This window comes from Rhodococcus sp. T9N (genome assembly GCF_024436645.1).
GTDB lineage: Bacteria > Actinomycetota > Actinomycetes > Mycobacteriales > Mycobacteriaceae > Rhodococcus_F > Rhodococcus_F qingshengii.
Genome location: NZ_JAMSKS010000007.1, coordinates 1 through 20,606 on the forward strand (window position 1 = coordinate 1; position 20,606 = coordinate 20,606).

At 63.6% G+C, this 20,606-nt stretch carries 20 protein-coding genes and 1 tRNA gene; 2 read left to right on the forward strand and 19 right to left on the reverse strand.

Going from position 1 to position 20,606, the window contains the following annotated elements:
* Positions 1 to 295: 295 nt before the first annotated feature.
* From M1L53_RS13665 to M1L53_RS13700, 8 genes are all read right to left on the reverse strand, one after another.
* The gene (locus M1L53_RS13665) at positions 296 to 493 is read right to left on the reverse strand and encodes a hypothetical protein (protein ID WP_054186589.1); all 198 of its coding nucleotides are present in this window, start codon (positions 491 to 493) and stop codon (positions 296 to 298) included.
* Positions 494 to 645: 152 nt separating this feature from the next.
* Positions 646 to 1,068, reverse strand: a complete 423-nt coding sequence (locus tag M1L53_RS13670; protein WP_007732476.1) for a DUF2752 domain-containing protein — start codon at positions 1,066 to 1,068, stop codon at positions 646 to 648.
* Between the two features lie 30 nt (positions 1,069 to 1,098).
* Positions 1,099 to 1,668 (reverse strand): RDD family protein, encoded by a 570-nt coding sequence (locus tag M1L53_RS13675; RefSeq protein WP_047270004.1) that lies wholly within the window; start codon positions 1,666 to 1,668, stop codon positions 1,099 to 1,101.
* 121 nt (positions 1,669 to 1,789) lie between these two features.
* Positions 1,790 to 1,862, reverse strand: a tRNA-Thr gene (locus M1L53_RS13680).
* 30 nt (positions 1,863 to 1,892) lie between these two features.
* Positions 1,893 to 3,122, reverse strand: coding sequence for a DNA polymerase III subunit delta' (locus M1L53_RS13685; protein WP_019746652.1), 1,230 nt, complete (start codon positions 3,120 to 3,122; stop codon positions 1,893 to 1,895).
* Positions 3,123 to 3,155: 33 nt separating this feature from the next.
* Entirely contained in the window at positions 3,156 to 6,092 is a 2,937-nt protein-coding gene (gene topA / locus M1L53_RS13690) for a type I DNA topoisomerase (RefSeq protein WP_003946104.1), read from the reverse strand.
* A gap of 169 nt (positions 6,093 to 6,261) precedes the next feature.
* Positions 6,262 to 6,846 (reverse strand): hypothetical protein, encoded by a 585-nt coding sequence (locus M1L53_RS13695; protein ID WP_003946106.1) that lies wholly within the window; start codon positions 6,844 to 6,846, stop codon positions 6,262 to 6,264.
* Between the two features lie 185 nt (positions 6,847 to 7,031).
* Positions 7,032 to 7,235 (reverse strand): cold-shock protein, encoded by a 204-nt coding sequence (locus M1L53_RS13700; protein ID WP_003946117.1) that lies wholly within the window; start codon positions 7,233 to 7,235, stop codon positions 7,032 to 7,034.
* Between the two features lie 456 nt (positions 7,236 to 7,691).
* Between M1L53_RS13700 and M1L53_RS13705 the strand changes: the two genes are divergently transcribed.
* Positions 7,692 to 9,980 carry a DEAD/DEAH box helicase gene (locus tag M1L53_RS13705; protein WP_054186588.1) on the forward strand — a complete coding sequence of 763 codons (2,289 nt, stop codon included), beginning with the start codon at positions 7,692 to 7,694 and terminating at the stop codon, positions 9,978 to 9,980.
* Here M1L53_RS13705 and M1L53_RS13710 read toward each other — a convergent pair.
* The 7 genes from M1L53_RS13710 to ssd all read right to left on the reverse strand — a co-directional run bounded on the left by M1L53_RS13710 (position 9,973) and on the right by ssd (position 14,586).
* The gene (locus M1L53_RS13710; protein WP_007732450.1) at positions 9,973 to 10,323 is read right to left on the reverse strand and encodes an Rv3654c family TadE-like protein; all 351 of its coding nucleotides are present in this window, start codon (positions 10,321 to 10,323) and stop codon (positions 9,973 to 9,975) included. The genes M1L53_RS13705 and M1L53_RS13710 overlap by 8 nt on opposite strands.
* Positions 10,320 to 10,679 carry a TadE family type IV pilus minor pilin gene (locus M1L53_RS13715; protein WP_042446722.1) on the reverse strand — a complete coding sequence of 120 codons (360 nt, stop codon included), beginning with the start codon at positions 10,677 to 10,679 and terminating at the stop codon, positions 10,320 to 10,322. The genes M1L53_RS13710 and M1L53_RS13715 overlap by 4 nt, the downstream gene beginning before the upstream one ends.
* Positions 10,679 to 10,882 (reverse strand): DUF4244 domain-containing protein, encoded by a 204-nt coding sequence (locus tag M1L53_RS13720; protein ID WP_042446719.1) that lies wholly within the window; start codon positions 10,880 to 10,882, stop codon positions 10,679 to 10,681. The genes M1L53_RS13715 and M1L53_RS13720 overlap by 1 nt, the downstream gene beginning before the upstream one ends.
* Before the next feature lie 65 nt (positions 10,883 to 10,947).
* On the reverse strand, positions 10,948 to 11,532 hold the full coding sequence (locus M1L53_RS13725) for a type II secretion system F family protein (RefSeq protein ID WP_054186587.1): 585 nt from the start codon (positions 11,530 to 11,532) through the stop codon (positions 10,948 to 10,950).
* The gene (locus tag M1L53_RS13730) at positions 11,529 to 12,317 is read right to left on the reverse strand and encodes a type II secretion system F family protein (protein ID WP_042446714.1); all 789 of its coding nucleotides are present in this window, start codon (positions 12,315 to 12,317) and stop codon (positions 11,529 to 11,531) included. The genes M1L53_RS13725 and M1L53_RS13730 overlap by 4 nt, the downstream gene beginning before the upstream one ends.
* Entirely contained in the window at positions 12,314 to 13,495 is a 1,182-nt protein-coding gene (locus M1L53_RS13735; RefSeq protein ID WP_042446712.1) for a TadA family conjugal transfer-associated ATPase, read from the reverse strand. Before M1L53_RS13735 ends, M1L53_RS13730 begins: the two co-directional genes overlap by 4 nt.
* Complete coding sequence (gene ssd, locus M1L53_RS13740; RefSeq protein WP_042446709.1) at positions 13,492 to 14,586, reverse strand: septum site-determining protein Ssd; 1,095 nt, start codon at positions 14,584 to 14,586, stop codon at positions 13,492 to 13,494. Before ssd ends, M1L53_RS13735 begins: the two co-directional genes overlap by 4 nt.
* A 312-nt stretch (positions 14,587 to 14,898) precedes the next feature.
* Between ssd and M1L53_RS13745 the strand changes: the two genes are divergently transcribed.
* A complete protein-coding gene (locus tag M1L53_RS13745) occupies positions 14,899 to 15,717 on the forward strand; it encodes an HAD-IB family hydrolase (protein ID WP_003946123.1) in 819 nt (272 codons plus the stop codon).
* 391 nt (positions 15,718 to 16,108) lie between these two features.
* Here M1L53_RS13745 and M1L53_RS13750 read toward each other — a convergent pair whose 3' ends face one another.
* Genes M1L53_RS13750 through M1L53_RS13765 form a run of 4 tightly spaced genes read right to left on the reverse strand, consistent with a single transcriptional unit; the run spans position 16,109 to position 20,520 of the window.
* Positions 16,109 to 16,858: a hypothetical protein gene (locus tag M1L53_RS13750; protein ID WP_020905979.1), complete on the reverse strand. Its 750-nt coding sequence runs from the start codon at positions 16,856 to 16,858 to the stop codon at positions 16,109 to 16,111.
* Positions 16,859 to 16,914: 56 nt separating this feature from the next.
* Entirely contained in the window at positions 16,915 to 18,639 is a 1,725-nt protein-coding gene (locus tag M1L53_RS13755) for an ABC transporter ATP-binding protein (protein WP_099696931.1), read from the reverse strand.
* A gap of 5 nt (positions 18,640 to 18,644) precedes the next feature.
* Complete coding sequence (locus M1L53_RS13760; protein ID WP_019746638.1) at positions 18,645 to 19,601, reverse strand: ABC transporter permease; 957 nt, start codon at positions 19,599 to 19,601, stop codon at positions 18,645 to 18,647.
* Complete coding sequence (locus tag M1L53_RS13765) at positions 19,594 to 20,520, reverse strand: ABC transporter permease (RefSeq protein ID WP_007732434.1); 927 nt, start codon at positions 20,518 to 20,520, stop codon at positions 19,594 to 19,596. Before M1L53_RS13765 ends, M1L53_RS13760 begins: the two co-directional genes overlap by 8 nt.
* Positions 20,521 to 20,606 lie beyond the last annotated feature (86 nt).

Below are 20,606 nucleotides of genomic sequence, written 5' to 3' on the forward strand. Positions count from 1 at the left end.
ACTGACATTCATCGACACACTGTTGAGTTCTCAAAGAACACGCACACACCATCACCACGACCCTATGGCCGCCGCTCCGGGGCAACTTTTCCAGCCTATCCCAACCTGGCCACCGGCGCAAACCGGAACCCCGTGAAGAAAAACTGGATTGTGTTCGCCAGGCACTTCGTACAACCTCGTGTCACTCACCCTCGCAGGTGGGAGTCGGTGTCCGTGTCGCTCTGACCTGGACAAAGTTACGCGAAGATCAACACAACACCAAATCGCCAGGTCAGAGGACTGCGGTCGGTTAACTTCACGGAACCCAGTACCTCTCGGCCAGTTCTTCGACGATCGGATCGCCTTCCTCGGCATGCTCCAACGCTTCGAGATCGTCGTTGATCGACACCAACCGCGGATCGTCACCCTCAGCTTCCTGAATCGGGTGCCGACCGTCCTCGGCGAGTTGCCTCAGCAACTTTTCCTTGACGCGGGCTTTCAACGAATCAGCCATACCGCCAGCATGTGCCGCGCGGGCCCAGTTGTCGAGGCCTACTCGTCGTCCTTCTTGCCGAAGACACGTCGTGCCGTCGGAATCAAGATGATCAGCGCGCCGAGCAGAACGATGAGCGAAAAAACCTGCAGTGCCATGTCGACCTCTTACCGTCACGCCGGCGCGAGCCAGCTCCCCCACGGGGTGTTTCGAACAACCGTAAATGCAACGAGAACTCCGAGCACCACGATCGTCACAGTCGGCCGAAGCACGATCATGCGATCCCGCGTGCCTTTCCAACGGCGCACTGTCCAACCGATCCACGCGATCACCAACACCGCGATAAACGGCACGATCAAGGCATTGCTGGACACTGCGGCGCCAATATCCAGATTAGTCAGGTCATTGACCGCACGAAGGCCACCACACGCCGGGCACCACAATCCCGTCAACGCGTACATCGGACAAACGCCGTAACTACCCGCGCTGTGGGGATCACGGAAGTGGAGTACCGCGGCGGCCGTCACGGCCACTGCAGCAACACCGACGGGTGCGGCCAGCGAGCGTCGTCGACTTGTGACCGCTTCCAACTCCATGGCACCCACTGTAAGAGACCCCGGCAGCGACTAGCGGGCGCGAACGACTACCGACCGGACCACCATGTCGTGCCAGCACTGGTGCTTCGAGTCCCAGAGCGGCCAGAGATAGTTGAGGAAGCATGCCCCACCCAGGATCGCCATCATGATCCAACGAAGCAGCGCCATCACCGGGCCGAGCGGTACACCGTCGGACTCCCGAATCACCGAAATTCCCAGCCACTTCTTGCCGAGCGTCTGTCCGGTGTTCCCTTGTCTGAAGACGAGGTTCCATACCTCGATCAAGAAGATCGCCAGTATGCCGACGACCATGACGATCACGCCGACCGGATTGCCGCCTTCAGCGCTCACGCTGCCGTCGTCGTATGTGGTCACTTCGGATCCGGAGAACGCGATCACCGCCCCGATGATCGCGAGGATGACGCCCGGGAGCGGAACGACAAAGCCGTCGAGGATTGACGCGAACACCCGCGAGATCCAGCTTGCGTACGGATAGGCGGGCGTCGGCGGCTGATAACCCTGCGGCGGCATCGGCGGCATCTGCCCGTACGGCGGCTGATTCTGCGATGGTTGACCTGGTCCCCAGTTCTGATCCGACATCGAGGTCTCCCCTGTTCAGGCACGTGTTCGCCGAACTCAGGATAAACCGCACATACGCAAGAATTGGGAACTAACGACAAGAGCCCCACATCCGGATTTCCGGGTGTGGGGCTCTTGGCTGAGCTGCCTGAGAGAATCGAACTCTCGACCTTTTCATTACGAGTGAAATGCTCTACCGACTGAGCTAAGGCAGCGTGCCTTTCGGCGGTGGCGAGTCTATCTGGTCAACCCCCGGATCGCGAAAACGGGGGTCGGAAAGCGGCTCCGATGGAGGCAACCATCGCATCGAGCGCCCACTGCAACTTGACGTTGAAGTCGACGGCCTCGCGGCATTCGAGCACCGCTTCGATGCATTTGAGCAACCCCTCCGGGGACGTTCGTGCAGCCAACTCGGCGGCCTGCCGAGCCATGTCGGGATGGGTCGCCGTCGACGTCGACCCCAGCGAATAGGAAAGCGCGTCCCGGTACATGCCGGCCAGGTCGATCAGCGTCCGGTCGAGAAGATCGCGGCGGGCCCGGGTGTCGCGCGATTTCTGACGCGCTTCGAGGTCCTTGATCAGACCAGCCGATCCGCGCAGAGTCCCGGCTGTTCCCTTGCCGGTTCCACCACCACCCAAGGAAACCTTGAGCTCCTCGAGCTCCTGTTCCTTGAGTTCGGCGTAGAACGCCTTGGTGTCAGCCTCGATCGACTTCACCAAGTTCTCTGCGGCCTTGTACGCCGTCGAAGCCCCGATCGCGTCGGCGGCTAGTCGAAGCGAACGCTGACGCTCGTCGCGCGCGCTCTCGTCGGTGGCGAGACGCCGAGCCCGGCCGACATGTCCGCCGCTGATCGATGCGGCGATTCTCGCCCGTTCCGGATCCAGCCCGTCGCGGTCGATCAGTACCTGGGCGATCGATTCGACGGACGGCGTCACCAACGGCATGTGCCTACACCGCGATCGGAGGGTGACAGACATGTCTTCCGGATCGGTCGTCGGCGCGCAGAGCAGGATGACCGTGCGGTCCGGCGGCTCCTCGACAACCTTCAGGAGGGCGTTGGCTGCGCCTTCGGTCAAACGATCGGCATCCTCGACCACGATCACCTGCCACCGCCCCGTCGTCGGTCGACGCGAAGCGATGTTGACTATCTCGCGCATGCCTTTGACGCTGATGCTCAGGCCGTCGGGGATGATCCGTCGTACGTCACCGTGGGTTCCACCCATCGTCGTCGTACACGCATGACACTCACCGCACCCTGGTGCACCGTCGGAGGTGCACTGCAGGGCAGCGGCGAAGCAGAGAGCAGCCACCGAACGACCTGAGCCGGGTGGCCCGGTGAAGAGCCACGCGTGGGTCATCTCCGAGCCGCTGGAATCGCCACGAGCCGACAGTGCAGCATCACGCAGGCTCTGCTCGACGTCGTGCTGACCCACCAGCCGACCGAACACACCTCGTTCGGCCACTTCAGTACTCATGCAAAAACCCTAACCGTCGGCACCGACGAAGCCTTACGAGTCCTTCTTCGCCGGAGCCTTCTTGGCGGCGGCCTTCTTTGCCGGGGCCTTCTTTGCGGCTGTTTTCTTGGCAGCGGCCTTCTTTGCCGGAGCCTTCTTGGCCGCTGCCTTCTTCTTGACCGGGCCGCGCGCACGACGATCAGCCAGCAACTCCGATGCACGAGCATCGGAAATGGATTCGACGTCGTCGTCCTTGCGAAGGCTGGCGTTGGTCTCGCCGTCGGTGACGTACGGACCGAAACGGCCGTCCTTGATCACCATCGGCTTCTCGCTGACCGGATCGACGCCCAACTCACGCAACGGAGGCGTTGCAGACGCCTGACGCCCACGACGCTTCGGCTCGGCGTAGATCTTGAGCGCCTCGTCGAGCGTGACGGTGAACATCTGCTCTTCGTTGGCGAGCGAGCGTGAGTCCGTGCCCTTCTTCAGGTACGGACCGTAACGGCCGTTCTGCGCGGTGATCTCTTCCTTCGATTCGGGGTCGACACCCACGACGCGCGGAAGCGACAGCAGACGCAGCGCATCTTCCAAGGTGATCGTCGCCAAATCCATGGACTTGAGCAGCGATCCGGTCCGAGGCTTCGGGCCCGCGACCTTCTTGGCAGCCTTCTTCGCAGGCGCCTTCTTGGCAGCGGCCTTCTTCACCGCAGTCTTGGTGCTGCCCGAACTGATTTCTTCCGGCTCGGGAGCGGTGACGGGAACGATGTCCGGTTCCGGCTCGGCCGGCGGTTCGGGCAGGATCTCGGTCACGTAGGGACCGAAGCGGCCTTCCTTCGCGACGATCTCGTGGCCCGTCAGTGGGTCGACGCCCAGCTTGCGGCCCTCTTGAGGTGTCGAGAACAACTTCTCGGCGTACTCGGGAGTGAGCTCGTCCGGTGGCAGGTCATCGGGAAGATTTGCCCGCTGCGAGATCAGATCGCCTTCGGGATCGTCCGGATTCTGAACCATGCGCTCGAGATACGGCCCGAACCGGCCGACGCGCACATGAACCTCGCGGCCCTCGGCGTCGTCGAAGAGACGAATGGAGTTGACCTCGCGAGCGTCGATCTCCTCCAGGTTGACTCCGACCATCTTCTTCAGCCCGCCCTCGCGGGCGACCGAACCTTCGGCGCCTGTCTCGCCGCCGAAGTAGAAGCTGCTCAGCCAGTTGCCGCGCTGCTCACGGCCGCCGGCGATCGCGTCGAGATCGTCTTCCATTCCTGCCGTGAAGTCGAAGTCGACCAGCCGGCCGAAGTGCACCTCGAGCAGTCCGATGACGGCAAACGCCACCCAGGACGGAACCAGCGCGCTGCCACGTTTGTAGACGTATCCGCGATCGAGGATGGTCTTGATGATCGACGAGTAGGTCGAAGGACGGCCGATGCCGAGTTCTTCGAGCGTCTTGATCAGGCTGGCTTCTGTGTAGCGAGCGGGCGGGTTGGTGCTGTGCCCGTCCGGATCGAGCTTGGTGGCCGTGACTTCCTGGCCCTTGACCAGTACCGGAAGCCTGGATTCGGCGTCGTCGGACTGACCGCCGGCTTCTTCGTCGACACTTTCGACGTAAGCCTTGAGGAAGCCGGCGAACACGATGGTGCGACCCGAAGCGGAGAACGTGCAGTCCTCGCCGGTGCCTGCCGTGCCGGAGATGCGAAGCGTCAACGTCGTACCGCGGGCGTCGGCCATCTGCGAAGCGACGGTCCGCTGCCAGATCAGTTCGTACAGCTTGAACTCGTCGGAATCGAGCTTGGAGTGCAGCTGACCCGGGGTCTGGAACACGTCGCCGGCGGGGCGGATCGCCTCGTGGGCTTCCTGCGCGTTCTTGACCTTGCGGGTGTACTGACGCGGCGTCGGATGCACGTATTCCGGACCGTACAACTCGGTGGCCTGCGCACGAGCGGCAGCGATCGCCGACTCCGAGAGAGTCGTCGAGTCGGTACGCATGTAGGTGATGTAGCCGTTTTCGTACAGACGCTGTGCGATGCGCATTGCACGCTCGGACGTGAAACGAAGTTTGCGTCCGGCTTCCTGCTGGAGCGTCGACGTCATGAACGGCGGGTAAGGCTTGCGCGTGTACGGCTTGTCCTCGGCGGAGGAAACCGTGAGGTCGACGCCCTGCAACGCTTCCGCGAGACGACGCGCGTACGCCTCGTCGAGCACGGTGACCGCGCTGCCCTTGAGCTTTCCGTCAGCTCCGAAATCGCGACCGGAGGCGACACGCGAACCGTCGACGGAGACCAGGCGCGCACCGAAACTACGCGGGCTGGCCTCTGCACCGGCGTCGAGCGTCGCGGAAATATCCCAGTACGACGCCGACTTGAACGCCATCCGCTCGCGTTCACGCTGGACGATGACGCGAGTGGCCACCGACTGGACGCGGCCGGCCGAGAGCTTCGGCATGACCTTCTTCCAGAGAACCGGGCTGACCTCGTAACCGTAGAGACGGTCGAGGATGCGGCGGGTTTCCTGAGCATCGACGAGGTCGGTGTCGAGTTCGCGGGTGTCTTCGGCGGCAGCACGGATTGCCGGCTCGGTGATCTCGTGGAAGACCATTCGACGAACCGGAATCTTGGGCTTGAGGGTCTCGAGGAGATGCCAGGCGATTGCCTCGCCCTCGCGGTCGGGGTCAGTTGCGAGGAAGAGCTCGTCGGCGTCCTTCAACAGAGACTTGAGTTCGGCGACCTTGCCCTTCTTTTCCGGGCTCACGACATAGAGCGGCTCGAAGTCGTGATCGACGTTGACGCCGAGACGGGCCCACGACTCGCCCTTGTACTTGGCCGGAACGTCCGCTGCGCCGCGCGGGAGGTCGCGAATGTGACCGACCGATGCCTCGACGACGTAGTCCTTACCGAGGTAGGGAGCGATTTTGCGCGCCTTGGTCGGTGACTCGACGATCACGAGGCGACGAGGGTTACCGGACGCTCCCTGACCGCTGCCGTTGTCCGCTTTAGCCACCTGCTGCCCGAGCCTTCCTTTGGACGTTCACTGCCGTCGGCAGATCTTCAGAACTAGACGTGTGGAGCAAGTTATACCCCGTGTCTCTCTTTACAGAGTGACATACCCGCAAGACATTCGTGCAGATCAGTACAGTATGGGCTCCGTCGGACACGCGGCATGAGCACTGTCAGACGTGCGGCCAGGCGACCGAGGTGTCGACGTGTTTCGGCGCCTCACCGAGGTATTCGACGAGCTTTGTCAGTCTCTTCTTTCCCGACACACGGAGCCCCGGACCCGGTGTCCGGTTACCCAGTTGAGTCGGCGCGATACCAACCCTCATCAAGGCCTGAGCCAGCGGTGCGTGTGTCTCCTTCGCATGGGGGTCGAGGCCGAACACGAATCGTTCACCGCCTTCTTCGAGGCGGCCGGCGGCGACGGCCCACACTCGGAGTTGGCGAGAATTAGGAACCCACCCGACCGGCACCGCCTTCACTGCTCCCTTGGTCCATTGCACGGACAGCGGAAGGAGTGCGGGCGTCGACTGAGTTCGGACGAGTGGGCTGCCTTCTTCGCTACGCGTCACCTCGGCCCCGAGTCCGCACTGCGCGATCAACTCGGCAACGGCCTGTGCTCTCCAGTCCCGATCCACGACGATCGAGATCCGCGCGCGATCCTCCGAGGTCACGACCTGCCCCGGTCCGGCCAGCATTCCGGCAAGGTCCGTCACGGCAGGTGGAATCGACTCGGCAGAGAAAAAGGACAGTTGGCTCACAGAGTGAAACGTAAGCCACGAAGGTATCGACGGCATAGACGACCGGCCGTGGCCGAACAGCTGCGTGCATTCACCTCGGACAGGGAAAGTACTAACTCAGCCCGAAAAGATTTGTCCCCCACCGCACGGATGCGATGGGGGACAAATACTGTCCGAACTATTCGCTCAGCAAGTGAGCGGAAAAATCAGACCGCGCGAACGCCGGTAGCCTGGGGACCCTTGGTGCCCTGGCCGACCTCGAACTCCACACGCTGGTTCTCCTCGAGGGTACGGAAGCCGTTGCCCTGAATTTCGGAGTAGTGAACGAAGACGTCTGCGGAACCGTCTTCGGGAGCGATGAAGCCGAAGCCCTTTTCAGCGTTGAACCACTTCACAGTGCCCTGTGCCATGCTTTTCCTTCTCTTTCTAACACCGGATTCGGTGAACAGCCCTTACAGTCCACCGGGCCGGTTCCGACCGCTGTACGTCTTTATTTCCCCCTCAGGAAAGGCAGAGCACCGCGCCCGCAACAACGATCCTGCGAGCGTGCACTTTCTCAAGCCTACGAACACAGAAGCTGCGACCGATTGTCAGTCAACCATGTTCTCCGCGTGCACAACAGTCGAAAAGGGAACTAAAAACGTTAAAAGTTCGCTACGAGAAAAACAGCCCACGATCGTGGTTTCCCGCGCGCGCGCCGAGCACCCGGTTCCACCAAGACCGCCGACCGTTGCGTATCATCAAAACTGCAGGTAGCGACAGTTTCCGATTGCCGCCACACCCCAACGCCGAGCCCGGAGAGTCACGTGAACGCACCTTCCCCGACTCCCGCCCCGGGAGGGAAGCCTGGCGAGACCTACGGGCAGATGCTGCTCGATCGGGTCGTCGCCGGGGTCAGTGGAAGCGAAAAACCACTGATGTTCACCGCGCAGTTACCTGCTCGCGTAGCCGAGTTCACCGAATGGCCGGAGTGGGTGCACCCCAGCGTCGTACGTGCGCTCGCCGAGCACAGCGTGCGGTCCCCGTGGATCCACCAGAGTGAGGCCGCCGACCTCGCTTACGCCGGAAAACACGTGGTCGTGGCCACCGGTACGGCGTCGGGTAAGTCACTGGCGTACCAACTCCCGGTGCTGACGGCCATGGCGACCGATCCGCTCGCAACAGCCCTGTACCTCTCCCCCACCAAAGCGCTGGGCTCCGATCAACTGCGAGCAGTGCTGTCCCTCACCGACTTCGACGTCGAACTTCGCAGCACGAACGCCAGTGCGTACGACGGCGACACCTCGCAGGAACTCCGCACTTGGGCACGTGAGAACTCACGCTGGCTCTTCACCAACCCCGACATGATCCACATTTCGCTGCTTCGTACCCATCAGCGATGGGCGCACTTCTTCCGCAACCTGAAATACGTGATCATCGACGAATGCCACTCCTACAGGGGAGTCTTCGGATCCAACGTCGCGCTCGTGATCCGGCGACTACGCAGAATTGCAGCCCGTTACGGCGCCGAACCTACCTTCATCCTGGCGAGTGCGACCACAGCAGATCCCGGCGCAGCGGCATCGCGGCTGATAGGCGCACACTGCACCGAGGTCACGAAAGACGGATCGCCGCACGGCCCACGCACCGTCGCGCTGTGGGAGCCGCCGCTACTCGAGGCATTGACCGGCGAAAACGGTAGCCCGGTACGACGTCCCGCGGGCGCGGAAGCCGCGCGGATCATGGCCGACCTCATGATCGAAGGCGCCCGCACTCTCACCTTCGTCCGCTCCCGCCGCGGCGCCGAACTGACCGCGATGGCCACCAAACGTCTACTCGCCGAGGTGGACCCGGACCTCGCCGAGCGAGTCGCGTCGTATCGCGCCGGATATCTGGCCGAGGACCGACGCGAACTGGAAGCTGCACTCGCCGACGGCACACTGCTGGGCGCAGCCACCACCAACGCACTGGAGCTCGGCGTCGACATCGCAGGCCTCGACGCCGTTGTCGTGGCAGGCTTCCCGGGCACCGTCGCCTCGTTCTGGCAGCAAGCGGGTCGCTCCGGGCGACGCGGTGAGGGTTCACTCGTCGTGTTGATCGCCCGCGACGATCCACTCGACACCTACCTCGTTCACCATCCGTCAGCGGTACTCGACAAACCCGTCGAGGCGACGGTGACAGATCCCGGAAATCCGTACGTCCTGGGACCACAACTTCTCTGCGCTGCAATGGAACTCCCACTTTCCGATGCCGAGGTGGACGCGTTCGGGGCTCTCGAGGTTCTGACGAGACTGTCCGAGGAAGGCAAGATCCGGCGCCGAAAGCACGGATGGTTCGTCACCGCCGATTCGAACCCCCACGGCTCTTTGGACATTCGCGGCGGCATCGGAACTCAGGTGGCCATTGTCGACGGGGAATCCGGCCGGATGCTGGGCACTGTCGACGCGGGCCGCGCTCCGGCCACAGTTCATCCCGGCGCCGTGCACATCCATCAAGGCGAGACCTACGTCGTCGACGAACTGGACCTCGACGTCGGACTCGCATTGGTACACACCGAGAATCCGGACTGGACCACCTCGGCCCGCGAGACCACCGAAATCACGATCACCGAACAACTCGAGCACAAGAACTACGGCGACATCGCCGTCGCTCTCGTCCAGGTCGAGGTGACACATCAAGTCGTCGGATACCTACGACGGTTGACTTCGGGTGAAGTCCTCGACTCGATCGAACTCGACATGCCCGCACACACTTTGCCCACCAGGGCAGTGATGTACACGGTCACGCCGGAACTCCTCGAATCCATCGGGGTCCCGCCCGAACGGTTCCCCGGATCACTGCATGCCGCCGAACATGCCGCAATCGGCCTGCTGCCACTGGTGGCGATCTGCGACCGCGGAGACATCGGCGGAGTGTCCACCGCGATGCACGCGGACACCGGACTCCCGACCGTCTTCGTCTACGACGGTCATGCCGGCGGCGCCGGGTTCGCCGACCGAGGGCACAGCGAACTGTCCCGATGGCTCACCGCGACGCGCGACGCCATACTGTCCTGCGAGTGCGCTCACGGTTGCCCGTCCTGCGTCTATTCACCCAAGTGCGGCAACGGAAACGACCCACTCGACAAAGACGGCGCGGTCAAGGTTCTGACCGCCGTCATCGACACCATCAGCTGACCGGACCCGCACGCGCGTAAGCCTGCGCATCCCCGATCCCGAAGCCCGACAACAACACCGGTGCGCGTATCTCGACCAATACATCCCACCCCTGCACCTCGCACTCCTCGAGCACCGTACGCATCCGCTCCGCGATCACCGCGGACATCTCACACGCCGACTCGTCGCCGCCGTCCAAGGCGCCCGCACCGCCGAGAGCCGAAAGATCAGCGGCCGACTGAGCCGTGTGCCGAGCCACCACTGCGGAACCGACATGCAGCATCCCACCGGTCACCATCACGATCGCCGCCAGAACGCAGCACGCCAGAACCGTGGCAACACCTTCGTCGTCACGTAGGTTCACCCCTCCTCCACTCCCGACTCCACAGCTGCCACCGCCTCGGAAGAAATGTCGACCAACGGCAGCAACGCACTCTCGGCGCTGACAACGGCAACGGCAAAACCGTCCACGATCTCCACCGAGATCGACGCATCTTCGGGTGCGATCCGGCGGGCCGTGGTGACCGCAGACTCACGATCACCACGTGCCACCAACCGCGCGGCCTCACGAGCGGCGTCGACACACCGAACCTGCATCGACACCGCCAGGACTCCGCCGATACACAGCACGACCACCGTGACGATCGAAGCCAGAGCAATCGCGGCCTCCACCGTCACGGCGCCGTCGTCGGCTTGCCGAATACCTCTCGTGGACAACATCACACAGCTGTCTTGAGAGCCTTGTCGATGATGCCTGTCAGCGCCGAGACAATGGAGTCGCCAGTGACAACCGTGTACAGGACGGCACCGAATGCGGCAGCCGCAATCGTGCCGATCGCATACTCCGCGGTGGACATACCGTCGTCCTCCGTTACCAACAGCGCAAATCTGGCCGACACCGTCCTCAACGTCTTCGAAATCATTTCTCCCCCTTCAATCGAAACCTGTGGCAGCACTTCTGCCGCAGGAGCTTTCACTCGGATCCGGCTCACAGCAGGCCGTTACCGAGCACAGTCGTGGCAAGCCCGATCACCACCGGGACGATGCCCAAGGCGATGAACGCCGGCAGGAAACACAGCCCGAGTGGACCGCTGATCAGCACTCCCGCGCGTTCGGCTGCGGCGGCAGCAAGATCCTCGGCGTCACCTCGACTGCGCTCGGCGAGTTCGGCCATGGACGAGGACAGCGACGAACCCGAACGGGCGGAACGCCGAGCCATTCTGGCGAGCGCCTCGGTATCGGGATCGAGAGCGGCCTCGCTCCACGCGGCGTCGGGATCGGCACCGAGCGCCAGAAGGTCGGCGACGCGACGAAGCGAGTCGGCCATCGGTTTCGGTGCCGTCGACGCCATCGCTGTGATCGCGGCGGAGACGGGAAGCCCCGCTCGTAGGCAGGCCCCGAGAAGGTCGAGACTTGCGGCAACTGCGAGTGGATCCGGCTTGTCTGGGACTGGAACCGAATTTTCTGTTGTTGTGTCCGCGAAGAGAATTTCTGCCGCCCTGGCCGAAGCACCGCGCCGATCGGGAATGATCGCGAGCGCCAACGCCATCATCGCCACGGATGCCCAACTCACGACGTGACCTTCGCAGTTATCCGGTCGGTCCAGAGCAGACCAGCTGAGACACAAGCGGTTCCGATCACCAGGAGCACGCCGCCGAGCCCACCTCCGAACAGCACGCGCAGCGGCGAAGCACCCATCAATTGCCCGAGACCGATCCCCAACAGCGGGAGAAAGGCCAACACCGCAGCGGTCGCCCGAGCGCCCGCCAACCCGGCCTCGGTACGCTGACGAAAGCGTCTACGTCCCAACATATCCGTCCGGACGGCGCCGAGTAGTTCCGCCAGCGCCAGCCCGTGTTGGTCGGCGACCCGCCAGACGGATCCGATGCGGGAGAACTCACGCTCGATGCACGAATCCGGTACCGCGAAGGCCGCTGCGGCAGAACCACCGAGACGCGCCCTGGCCCCAGCGGAACGGAATACGGCACTCACTTCTCCGGTACATTCCTCGCCTGCAACAGAACTGGCCGCTGCAGGATGCGCGCCGACGCTCAGCTCGGCGATCAGCACCTCCAGACCGGAGAGCAGCATCTTCTGTGAGAGATCCCGGGTTTCGGCTGCATTCGCGCGTCGGCCACGGAGGATCAGGGTCCCGGCGAGGACGACAGCCGCACACCCTGCCGGAAGACCTCCGAGGATCCACGCGGCCGAAATCGCGAGAAATGCGGCGACGAACTGCCACGGAATCTGCCGGGAGGACTTGCGGACGCTCGGGGTGTACGTGGCGAGCCGAGCACGTGAATCCCGCACCGGCGCAATCGAGACCGCCAACGCGAAGGCCAAGAGGGAAACCGTCACGTCCCGACCTCTCGATTGCGAAGCCGGAACATCCGCTCGAGCCGCTCACGACCCGAACCGCCGTCCGGCCACGCCTGCATGATTCGTACATACCCGTCCGCACCGCGGTCGATGACACCGATCTGTTCGAGACGCCTCGATCCGTCAGCCAATCTGTGCACGTGCAGGATCACTTGAACTGCCGCGGCAAGTTGACTGTGCAACGCGTGGCGATCCATCCCGCCGAGCGCCGCCAACGCCTCGAGTCTGGCCGGCACCTCTTCGGGCGAATTGGCGTGAACGGTGCCGGCGCCGCCGTCGTGGCCGGTGTTCATCGCCGTGAGCAGATCAGTCACCTCTGCGCCGCGGACCTCACCGACGACGATGCGATCGGGACGCATTCGTAGTGCCTGCCGAACCAGATCGCGCACCGTCACCTCTCCGACGCCCTCGACGTTGGGAGCTCTGGCGACGAGGCGGACGACGTGTGGATGCGGCGGCGCCAGTTCGGCCGCGTCCTCGACACAGACGATTCGCTCGCGCGGGTCGACCGCGCCGAGCATGGCGGACAACAACGTGGTCTTTCCCGCACCGGTCCCGCCGATCACCAGAAAAGCCAAGCGACAAGAAATGATGCGATTGAGGAGCTCCCGCGCGTCCGGTTCCACGGCGCCGTGGGCGGACAGCGCGTCGAGACCCTGTGTTGCGGGCCGCAACACTCGCAGTGACACGCAGGTTCCACCCTGGGCCACGGGTGCGAGTACGGCATGAAGTCGTACCCCGAAGTGCCCGTCGCCGACGCCCCGCAGGCGGCCGTCGACCCACGGTTGGGCGTCGTCGAGGCGTCGACCTGCCGACAGTGCCAACCGCTGCGCCAGTCGACGCACGGCTGCCTCGTCGGTGAACCGGACCCCCGACCTTTCGAGGCCGACCCCGCGGTCCACCCAGACCTGATCCGGCGCGGTCACCAGTACGTCGGCGACCCCGGGTTCGTGCAGCAGAGGTTCGAGCGGCCCCGCGCCTGTCAGTTCCGTCTGGAGCACCCTGACGACCTCCAACAGATCCGTGTCCGCCAGAACGCCCGAGGACTCAGCTCGCACGGCATCGGCAACGGTGGCCGCCGTCGGCTCGCCGACCGACGACGCCGTCAATCGCTCGCGAACTCGGTCGAGCAGTTCGGCCGTGACCAACGCACTCATGCCGCAGCCCTGCGCGGGCGTGCGCCGGATTCGACGGCGTCGAGTACCGCTGTTGCCGCCACACTCAACGGACAACCGCGGGTCAATTCGAGGCCACCACGCTCGAGCATCGGCGCCAGCGATCGGTGGCCGCGCATCACGGCCGTCAGGGGCAGGCCGAGCATGTCTGCCACATCGGCGCCGCGTAGGCCTCCCGGTGCCGGCCCACGCACGACGAGCCCGACGTTGGAGTTGTGTCGCACCACCCAGGCTCCGACCTTCTCGGCCGCGACGCATGCGGCCACGGTGGCCGGAACCACCACGAGCACCGAATCCGACATCTCCAACACGGCCTGACCTACCTCGCTGGGATGACGTGGCACGTCGCAGACCACGAGCCCGCCGGAACTGCGACCTGCGTCAAGCACGGCGCGAACGGCGGTCACTGTCGGACCGTCGATCTCCCGGCGACTGCTCGCCAGAACCCTCAGAAACTTTCCCTTCGCCGGCAGTGCATCGCGCAGCGCCTCCGGGGACAACCGCCCGCCCTCGACGGTCAGTGCACCCCAACGTAATCCGGGAGCAGTCTCGATACCCAACAGCACGTCGGCGCCGGAACCGAGTGCGTCGACGTCCACCAACAGCGTCGGGACGTGACGTGCCGCCGACGTCAACGCGACAGCCGCAGCAGTTGCCGAGGCTCCGCCGCCGCCACAACCACCCACCACGCTCACGACGGTGCCGTCACCACTGACGTCTACGTGATCGGCCAGAACTGCGACCAGCGCGTTCTCTTCCTCGGGCAAGGACAGAACGCTGTCGGCTCCGATCGCGGTGGCGCTCTTCCAATCGTCGACGGTCGGTGTGCCGTCGCATACGAGGAACACTCGCGTTCGCTTGGGGGAACGAGCCAGAGCATCTCGCGCCGCCGACGCGTCCAGTACCACCGCCGAGGCCCGGTTCCACTGTTGCCGGGACACGGGATGTTCGGCCTCGTCCAGCCGGCGGTCCACCGCGGCAGCGACGCGTCGCACGCTCGCGAGGATTTTCGCGTCGTCGACGAGAACCAGAATGGGAGCCCCGGTTTCCTGAGAGCTGATCGTCGTGTTCATGACTGCAGAGCCTGAACGAGCACCGGCACCGAAAACAGTGGGCCGAACAACCCTGTGGACAACTGGGAGGTTGGGGAGAAACAGGCCTGAGACAGAGGACGGCCCCCGCCAATGGGGGGAGGAGGCGGGGGCCGTCTGAGTTCAGCCCCGGGGGGTCGGGCTGAACTAGTTCGAACGAATCGAACAGCAACGATCTTACACCCGCCATCGGCGAGAAATGCAAGCCTGAGCTGCACTGAACTGCTGTTTTTCGCCGAAAGAGGACGCTTGCCGAAGAGCACACGAACCGCCTGTCGGACTATCCTCAATCCTGTGACCGACAAGCCTGCGAACGGACTGAATACCGGGCGGACAGCCGCTTTCTTCGATTTGGACAAAACGATCATCGCGAAGTCGAGCACCCTGGCGTTCAGCAAGCCATTCTTCGCACAGGGTCTGATCAATCGACGCTCGGTTCTCAAGAGCAGCTATGCGCAATTCTTGTTTTTACTGTCCGGCGCCGATCACGATCAGATGGAGCGCATGCGCGAGCATCTGACGGCGATGTGTGCGGGCTGGGACGTGGAACAGGTGAAGGCCGTCGTCGCGGAGACTCTGCACGACATCGTCGATCCACTCGTCTTCGCCGAGGCGGCCGATCTGATCGCAGATCACAAGCTGCGTGGACACGACGTCATCGTCGTGTCTGCTTCGGGTGAAGAGATCGTCGCACCGATCGCCCGCGCCCTCGGCGCCACCCATTCCGTCGCGACGTCGATGAGGGAGGAAGACGGCCACTACACCGGCGAGGTGGACTTCTACTGCTACGGCCCCGGCAAGGTCGAAGCCATGGAAAAACTCGCCGCGGAGTACGGTTACGACCTCGCCGCCAGTTACGCCTACTCCGACTCGGTGACGGATTTACCCATGCTCGAGGCTGTCGGACATCCGACCGCAGTCAACCCCGATCGAGCGTTGCGCAAGGAAGCGGCCGTAAACGGTTGGCCCATACTGACTTTCTCGAATCCGGTCTCACTTCGTGCCCGATTGTCGGCCCAGTCCACGACCACGGTGGCTACTACCGCTGCGGTGGGAATCGCAGCTCTGGTGGCCGGCGCCATGACCTTCGGGCTACTGCGCCGGAAACGCTGAAATCCAAGGCCCACAAACAAAAATTGGTACTTGCTGTGAGCCCGGACACAGGGTACAAAGGAGTTACGGAAGAACGGAAGGCCAGGAACGGCTCGGAAGAGAAGGACCGTTTCCCCAACCGAAATTCCTAGCACGGGCACTAGGGCACCCACGCGGAGCACAAGCCACTATAAGGGCAGAAGCGTTGTGGGCCTGCGAGATTCGTTCAATTTGAGCGAGGACCCCGCACAGGTTGCGGGGACGACCTCAGAAAGTGCGATCCCTCGCCGAGGCCACCCACACAACCCACCGAGCACGCTTGGTAACGAGTAGTCCGTGCTGACGGGCGGCGAAGTCGAGTTATCGGCAGCGCCGCCCGTTCGTTATGTTCCGGCAGGGGCAATTTGCCGGACTATCCGGTAGCGGCGTCGGCAATCGAAGTCGCCTCTCGCGCACCGGCTTCGAGCGCACCACAGCACAGAATCACCCAACTGCCGACGCCCGCCGGATTTCCCGAAGCGAATCCTGCCGCGCCGTCCGTGTACGCCTGTGGCCGCCGAAGCCAACTGACCTCGGGGACCCCGAGATTGTGCGGATCCAGCCCCGACGAGACCGCAACCAGACGCGAGGCCGCGCGGGCGACGATGCCGTCAGCGGTGCCGAACGGGCTCAGCGCCAAGAGTTCTCCGTGTACGACGGCCGCCAGAACAGGTGCCGGTGCACTGGTTCCGCCTGTAACGAGTTGGGCGAGAGCGTCCAACCGCTCCCCCACTCCGCGATCCGACCGTGGCCGCCCCAGTTGATCTGCGTCCTCGACGAGATCCGCCGCGGCCAACAGGTGCAGCCGGGCCAAAGCCTGAAGTGGGGCGCGCTTCCACGTCGACTCCATGAGCGGAAGACTGTCGCCGTCGAGAGCCTGAGCCACGCGCAGAGCACCCGCGAGAATCGGGTCACCGGCCATGCCCTCGGCCGGCAATTCGGTGGTGCCTCCGGCGAGCGATGCGGAGGCTCGCGCAGCGCGAACCGCGGCTTCGGCGGCAGTCGTGGGCCAACCGCGACGGTTGGTCTTGTGCCGATGAACCTCACCCAGAGCGTCGCGCGCATGGTCGGCGGCGGCGCGTACGCCTGGAAGATCGACGAGGGGCTGCAAGGGGTCCGTCACGATCAACGACGGTACCCTTGCAGCCCCTCTGCGGACTTGCCTACCTACCTGTTGCGTCAGCTTCCCAGCTTGATGGACCCACCGGGAATCGCGTCGAGCAACTTGCGTGTGTAGTCCTGCTGCGGATTGCCGAACACGTCGTCGATCGGTGCCGATTCGACGATCGAGCCACGCGACATCACCAACACGTTGTCCGCGATCTGACGAACCACGGCCAGGTCGTGCGTGATGAAGAGATACGTCAACCCGAACTCTGCCTGCAGGTCGTTCAGCAGGGTCAAGATCTGATCCTGCACGAGCACGTCGAGAGCGGAGACCGCCTCGTCGCAGATCACGACCTCCGGTTGCAAGGCCAGTGCTCGCGCGATCGCGACGCGCTGACGCTGTCCACCGGAGAGTTCGTTCGGGAACCGACGCATGACCGACTGCGGTAGACCCACCTTGTCGAGAAGTTCGCGGACGCGAGCCTCACGCTCGGCTTTGGTCCCGACCTTGTGGGTACGCAGCGGCTCCTCGATCGTGCGGTAGATCGAGTACATCGGGTCGAGCGTGCCGTAGGGGTTCTGGAAGATCGGCTGCACTCGGCGACGGAATGCAAAGGTTTCCTTCGCACCGAGTTTCGCCACGTCCTGACCGTCGAAGACCACGTTGCCTGCGGTGGGCTCGAGCAGACCGAGGACCATCTGCGCGACCGTCGACTTACCGGAACCTGATTCCCCGACGATCGCCGTTGTGGTTCCGCGGCGGACCTTGAAGGACACGTCGTTCACGGCTGTGAAGTCGGTGGTCTTGCGGAAACCCTTGCGCAGCTTGAACACCTTGGTCAGATGATCGACGACAAGAACGTCGTCGGTCGCCTTGCCGAAGGACTCTGCCGTACTTTCCTCGGCCTTCACCGCTTCGGCGACCTCTTCCGCCTGTTCGCGAATCTCGGCGCGTGCCACCGACGAGCTGAGCCGCTTCGACGCCAACGACGGCGCAGCAGCGACCAGCTTCTGCGTGTACGGATGCTGCGGGCGCTTCAGAATCTCCAGTGCCGGACCGGATTCGACGATACGACCCTTGCTCATCACGATCAGATGCTCGGCACGCTCGGCGGCCAACCCCAGATCGTGGGTGATGAGCAGAACGGCGGTGCCGAGTTCCGTAGTCAGACCGTCGAGGTGGTCGAGGATCTGACGCTGGACGGTGACGTCGAGCGCCGACGTCGGCTCGTCCGCGATCAGGAGTTTCGGACGAGCGGACAACCCGATCGCGATCAGTGCGCGCTGACGCATACCGCCCGAGAACTCGTGCGGGTACTGGCCCAACCGGCTCTCGGCTTCGGCGAGGCCGGCCTCCTCGAGCAGTTCGGCGGCCCGAACCTTGGCTGCCTTGCCCTTGGCAATTCCGTTGGCGGCCAGAGCTTCCTCGATCTGGAAGCCCACTTTCCACACGGGATTCAGATTCGACATCGGGTCCTGCGGAACCAAACCGATCTGGCTGCCCCGGATGTGGACGAAGTCCTTCTCCGAAAGTTTCGAGATGTCCTTGCCGTCGAAGATGATCTCGCCTGCCGTCACCTTGCCGGTGCCGGGAAGCAGATTGATGATCGAGTGCGCGGTGGTGGATTTACCGGAACCCGATTCGCCCACGATGGCGACCGTCTGACCCGGATACACGGTCAGGCTGACGCCTCGAACTGCCGGGACCGGACCGGAATTGGACTGGAACGACACCTCGAGATCACGAATCTCGAGCAACGGAGTTTCCTCCGAGGTGAGAGTTTCCTTGGTGGTCATCGTGCTCACCGCTTCCGCGACTTGGGATCGAGGGCGTCGCGCAGAGCGTCACCCATCATGATGAATCCGAGGACGGTGATCGCCAAAGCCGTTGCCGGGTAGAACAGAATGGTCGATCCCTGACGCAGCGTCACCTGAGCGTTGCTGATGTCGCCGCCCCACGAAACCTCGGTGGACGGAAGTCCGATACCGAGGAAGGACAGCGTCGCCTCGGCGACGATGTACGTGCCGAGCGAGATGGTGGCCACCACGATGATGGGCGCCAACGAGTTCGGGATGACGTGGCGGATCAGTGTCTTGAGCTTCGAGACACCCAACGCTTCCGAAGCCATGACGTAGTCGTTGTTCTTCGCCGAGATCACCGCGCCTCGAGCAATTCGTGCCATCTGCGGCCAACCGAACAGTGCCAGGACGCCGACGACGGTCCAGATGGTGCGATCGGTGAACAGCTGCATCAGGACGATGGCAGCCAGGATCAGCGGGATGCCGAAGAAGATGTCGGCGACACGGGAGAGGATCGAATCGGTCCATCCGCCGTAGAAACCGGACAGCGCACCGAAGATCACGCCGATCACCAGCACCGACGCAGTGACACCGACGCCCACGAGTACGGATGCGCGAGCACCGTAGATGGTGCGCGAGTACACGTCACAGCCCTGGCGGTCGAAACCGAACCAGTGCCCTGAGGTCGGCCCCTGCATGCTGTAGGTCAGGTCGCAGAACCGCGGATCGGTGCTCGTGAACAAGCTCGGAAACGCTGCGATGACGATGACCGCGAGGATGATGATCGTCGAGATGATGAACAGGGGGCGCTTGCGTAGGTCGCGCCACGCATCGGTCCACATGCTGGTCGGCGCCTGATCGAGTTTGACGGCGTCCGTCTCCCCGGGTGCCGCAACTTCGGGCGGTGCCACGAAATGACTTTGCCGGACGGCGCGTCCGGTCTTCACGGTCTCAGACATAGCGGATCCTCGGATCGAGCGCGGCGTACAAGAGGTCGACGAGCAGATTTGCGATCAGGTAGATCACGATGAGAATGGTGACGAACGAAACCACCGTCGGCGCTTCACCTCTGGTCACGGCCTGGTAGATCGTGCCGCCGACGCCGTTGATGTTGAAGATGCCCTCGGTGACGATGGCGCCGCCCATCAACGTTGCGAGGTCGGCGCCCAGGAACGTGACCACGGGGATCAGCGAGTTGCGCAACACGTGCACGCGAACCACTCGTCCACGGGAAAGTCCCTTGGCGGTGGCAGTGCGCACGTAGTCGGCACTCAGGTTCTCCGCCACGGACGTTCGGGTCAGTCGCAGTACGTAGGCGAACGAGACCGAACCCAGAACCAGGGCGGGGAGCAGGAGATTGGTGAAGCTGGTGTTGCCACCGACCGTCGGCGGGACGATGCCCCATTTGACGCCGATGAAGAACTGAGCCAGGAAGCCGATCACGAAGATCGGGATGGCGATGAGAACGAGGCTGAACAGCAGGACGGTGCTGTCGAAGAATCCGCCCTTACGCAGGCCGGCGATGAGGCCGAAGCCGACACCGAAGACGGTCTCGACGATCAGTGCCATGAAGGCAAGTTTCATCGTGATCGGAAATGCCTGTGCCAGAACTTCACTGACAGGTCGTCCGGAGAACGATGTGCCGAAGTCCAGCGTGAAGATGCCCTTCAGGTACAGCAGGTACTGCTGATAGAAGGGGAGATCGAGGTGGTAGCGCTCCCGAAGCTGTGCTGCCACAGCCGGACTGAGCGCCTTGTCGCCCGCCAACGCGGCAATCGGATCACCGGGAAGCAGGAAGACCATGGCGTAGATCAGAAGAGTGGCCCCGAGAAAAACCGGGATCATTTGAAGCACTCGGCGACCGATGTACCAGAGCATCGGATCACCTCCTTGTCGATGATCGTGTACGTCAGCGGACAGTCCGGTGTGAACACGAGTTCGGGACGGCAGGCAGGGCGCCTGCC

Bases quoted from the DNA above. Each gene is read 5' to 3' on its own strand.
- M1L53_RS13720 (WP_042446719.1), bottom strand. From the start codon at position 10,882: ATGATTTCGAAGACGTTGAGGACGGTGTCGGCCAGATTTGCGCTGTTG.
- M1L53_RS13765 (WP_007732434.1), bottom strand. From the start codon at position 20,520: ATGCTCTGGTACATCGGTCGCCGAGTGCTTCAAATGATCCCGGTTTTT.
- M1L53_RS13665 (WP_054186589.1), bottom strand. From the start codon at position 493: ATGGCTGATTCGTTGAAAGCCCGCGTCAAGGAAAAGTTGCTGAGGCAA.
- M1L53_RS13735 (WP_042446712.1), bottom strand. From the start codon at position 13,495: ATGAGTGCGTTGGTCACGGCCGAACTGCTCGACCGAGTTCGCGAGCGA.
- M1L53_RS13670 (WP_007732476.1), bottom strand. From the start codon at position 1,068: ATGGAGTTGGAAGCGGTCACAAGTCGACGACGCTCGCTGGCCGCACCC.
- M1L53_RS13715 (WP_042446722.1), bottom strand. From the start codon at position 10,679: ATGTTGTCCACGAGAGGTATTCGGCAAGCCGACGACGGCGCCGTGACG.
- M1L53_RS13760 (WP_019746638.1), bottom strand. From the start codon at position 19,601: ATGTCTGAGACCGTGAAGACCGGACGCGCCGTCCGGCAAAGTCATTTC.
- M1L53_RS13755 (WP_099696931.1), bottom strand. From the start codon at position 18,639: ATGACCACCAAGGAAACTCTCACCTCGGAGGAAACTCCGTTGCTCGAG.
- M1L53_RS13685 (WP_019746652.1), bottom strand. From the start codon at position 3,122: ATGAGTACTGAAGTGGCCGAACGAGGTGTGTTCGGTCGGCTGGTGGGT.
- ssd (WP_042446709.1), bottom strand. From the start codon at position 14,586: ATGAACACGACGATCAGCTCTCAGGAAACCGGGGCTCCCATTCTGGTT.
- M1L53_RS13700 (WP_003946117.1), bottom strand. From the start codon at position 7,235: ATGGCACAGGGCACTGTGAAGTGGTTCAACGCTGAAAAGGGCTTCGGC.
- M1L53_RS13705 (WP_054186588.1), top strand. From the start codon at position 7,692: ATGCTGCTCGATCGGGTCGTCGCCGGGGTCAGTGGAAGCGAAAAACCA.
- M1L53_RS13675 (WP_047270004.1), bottom strand. From the start codon at position 1,668: ATGTCGGATCAGAACTGGGGACCAGGTCAACCATCGCAGAATCAGCCG.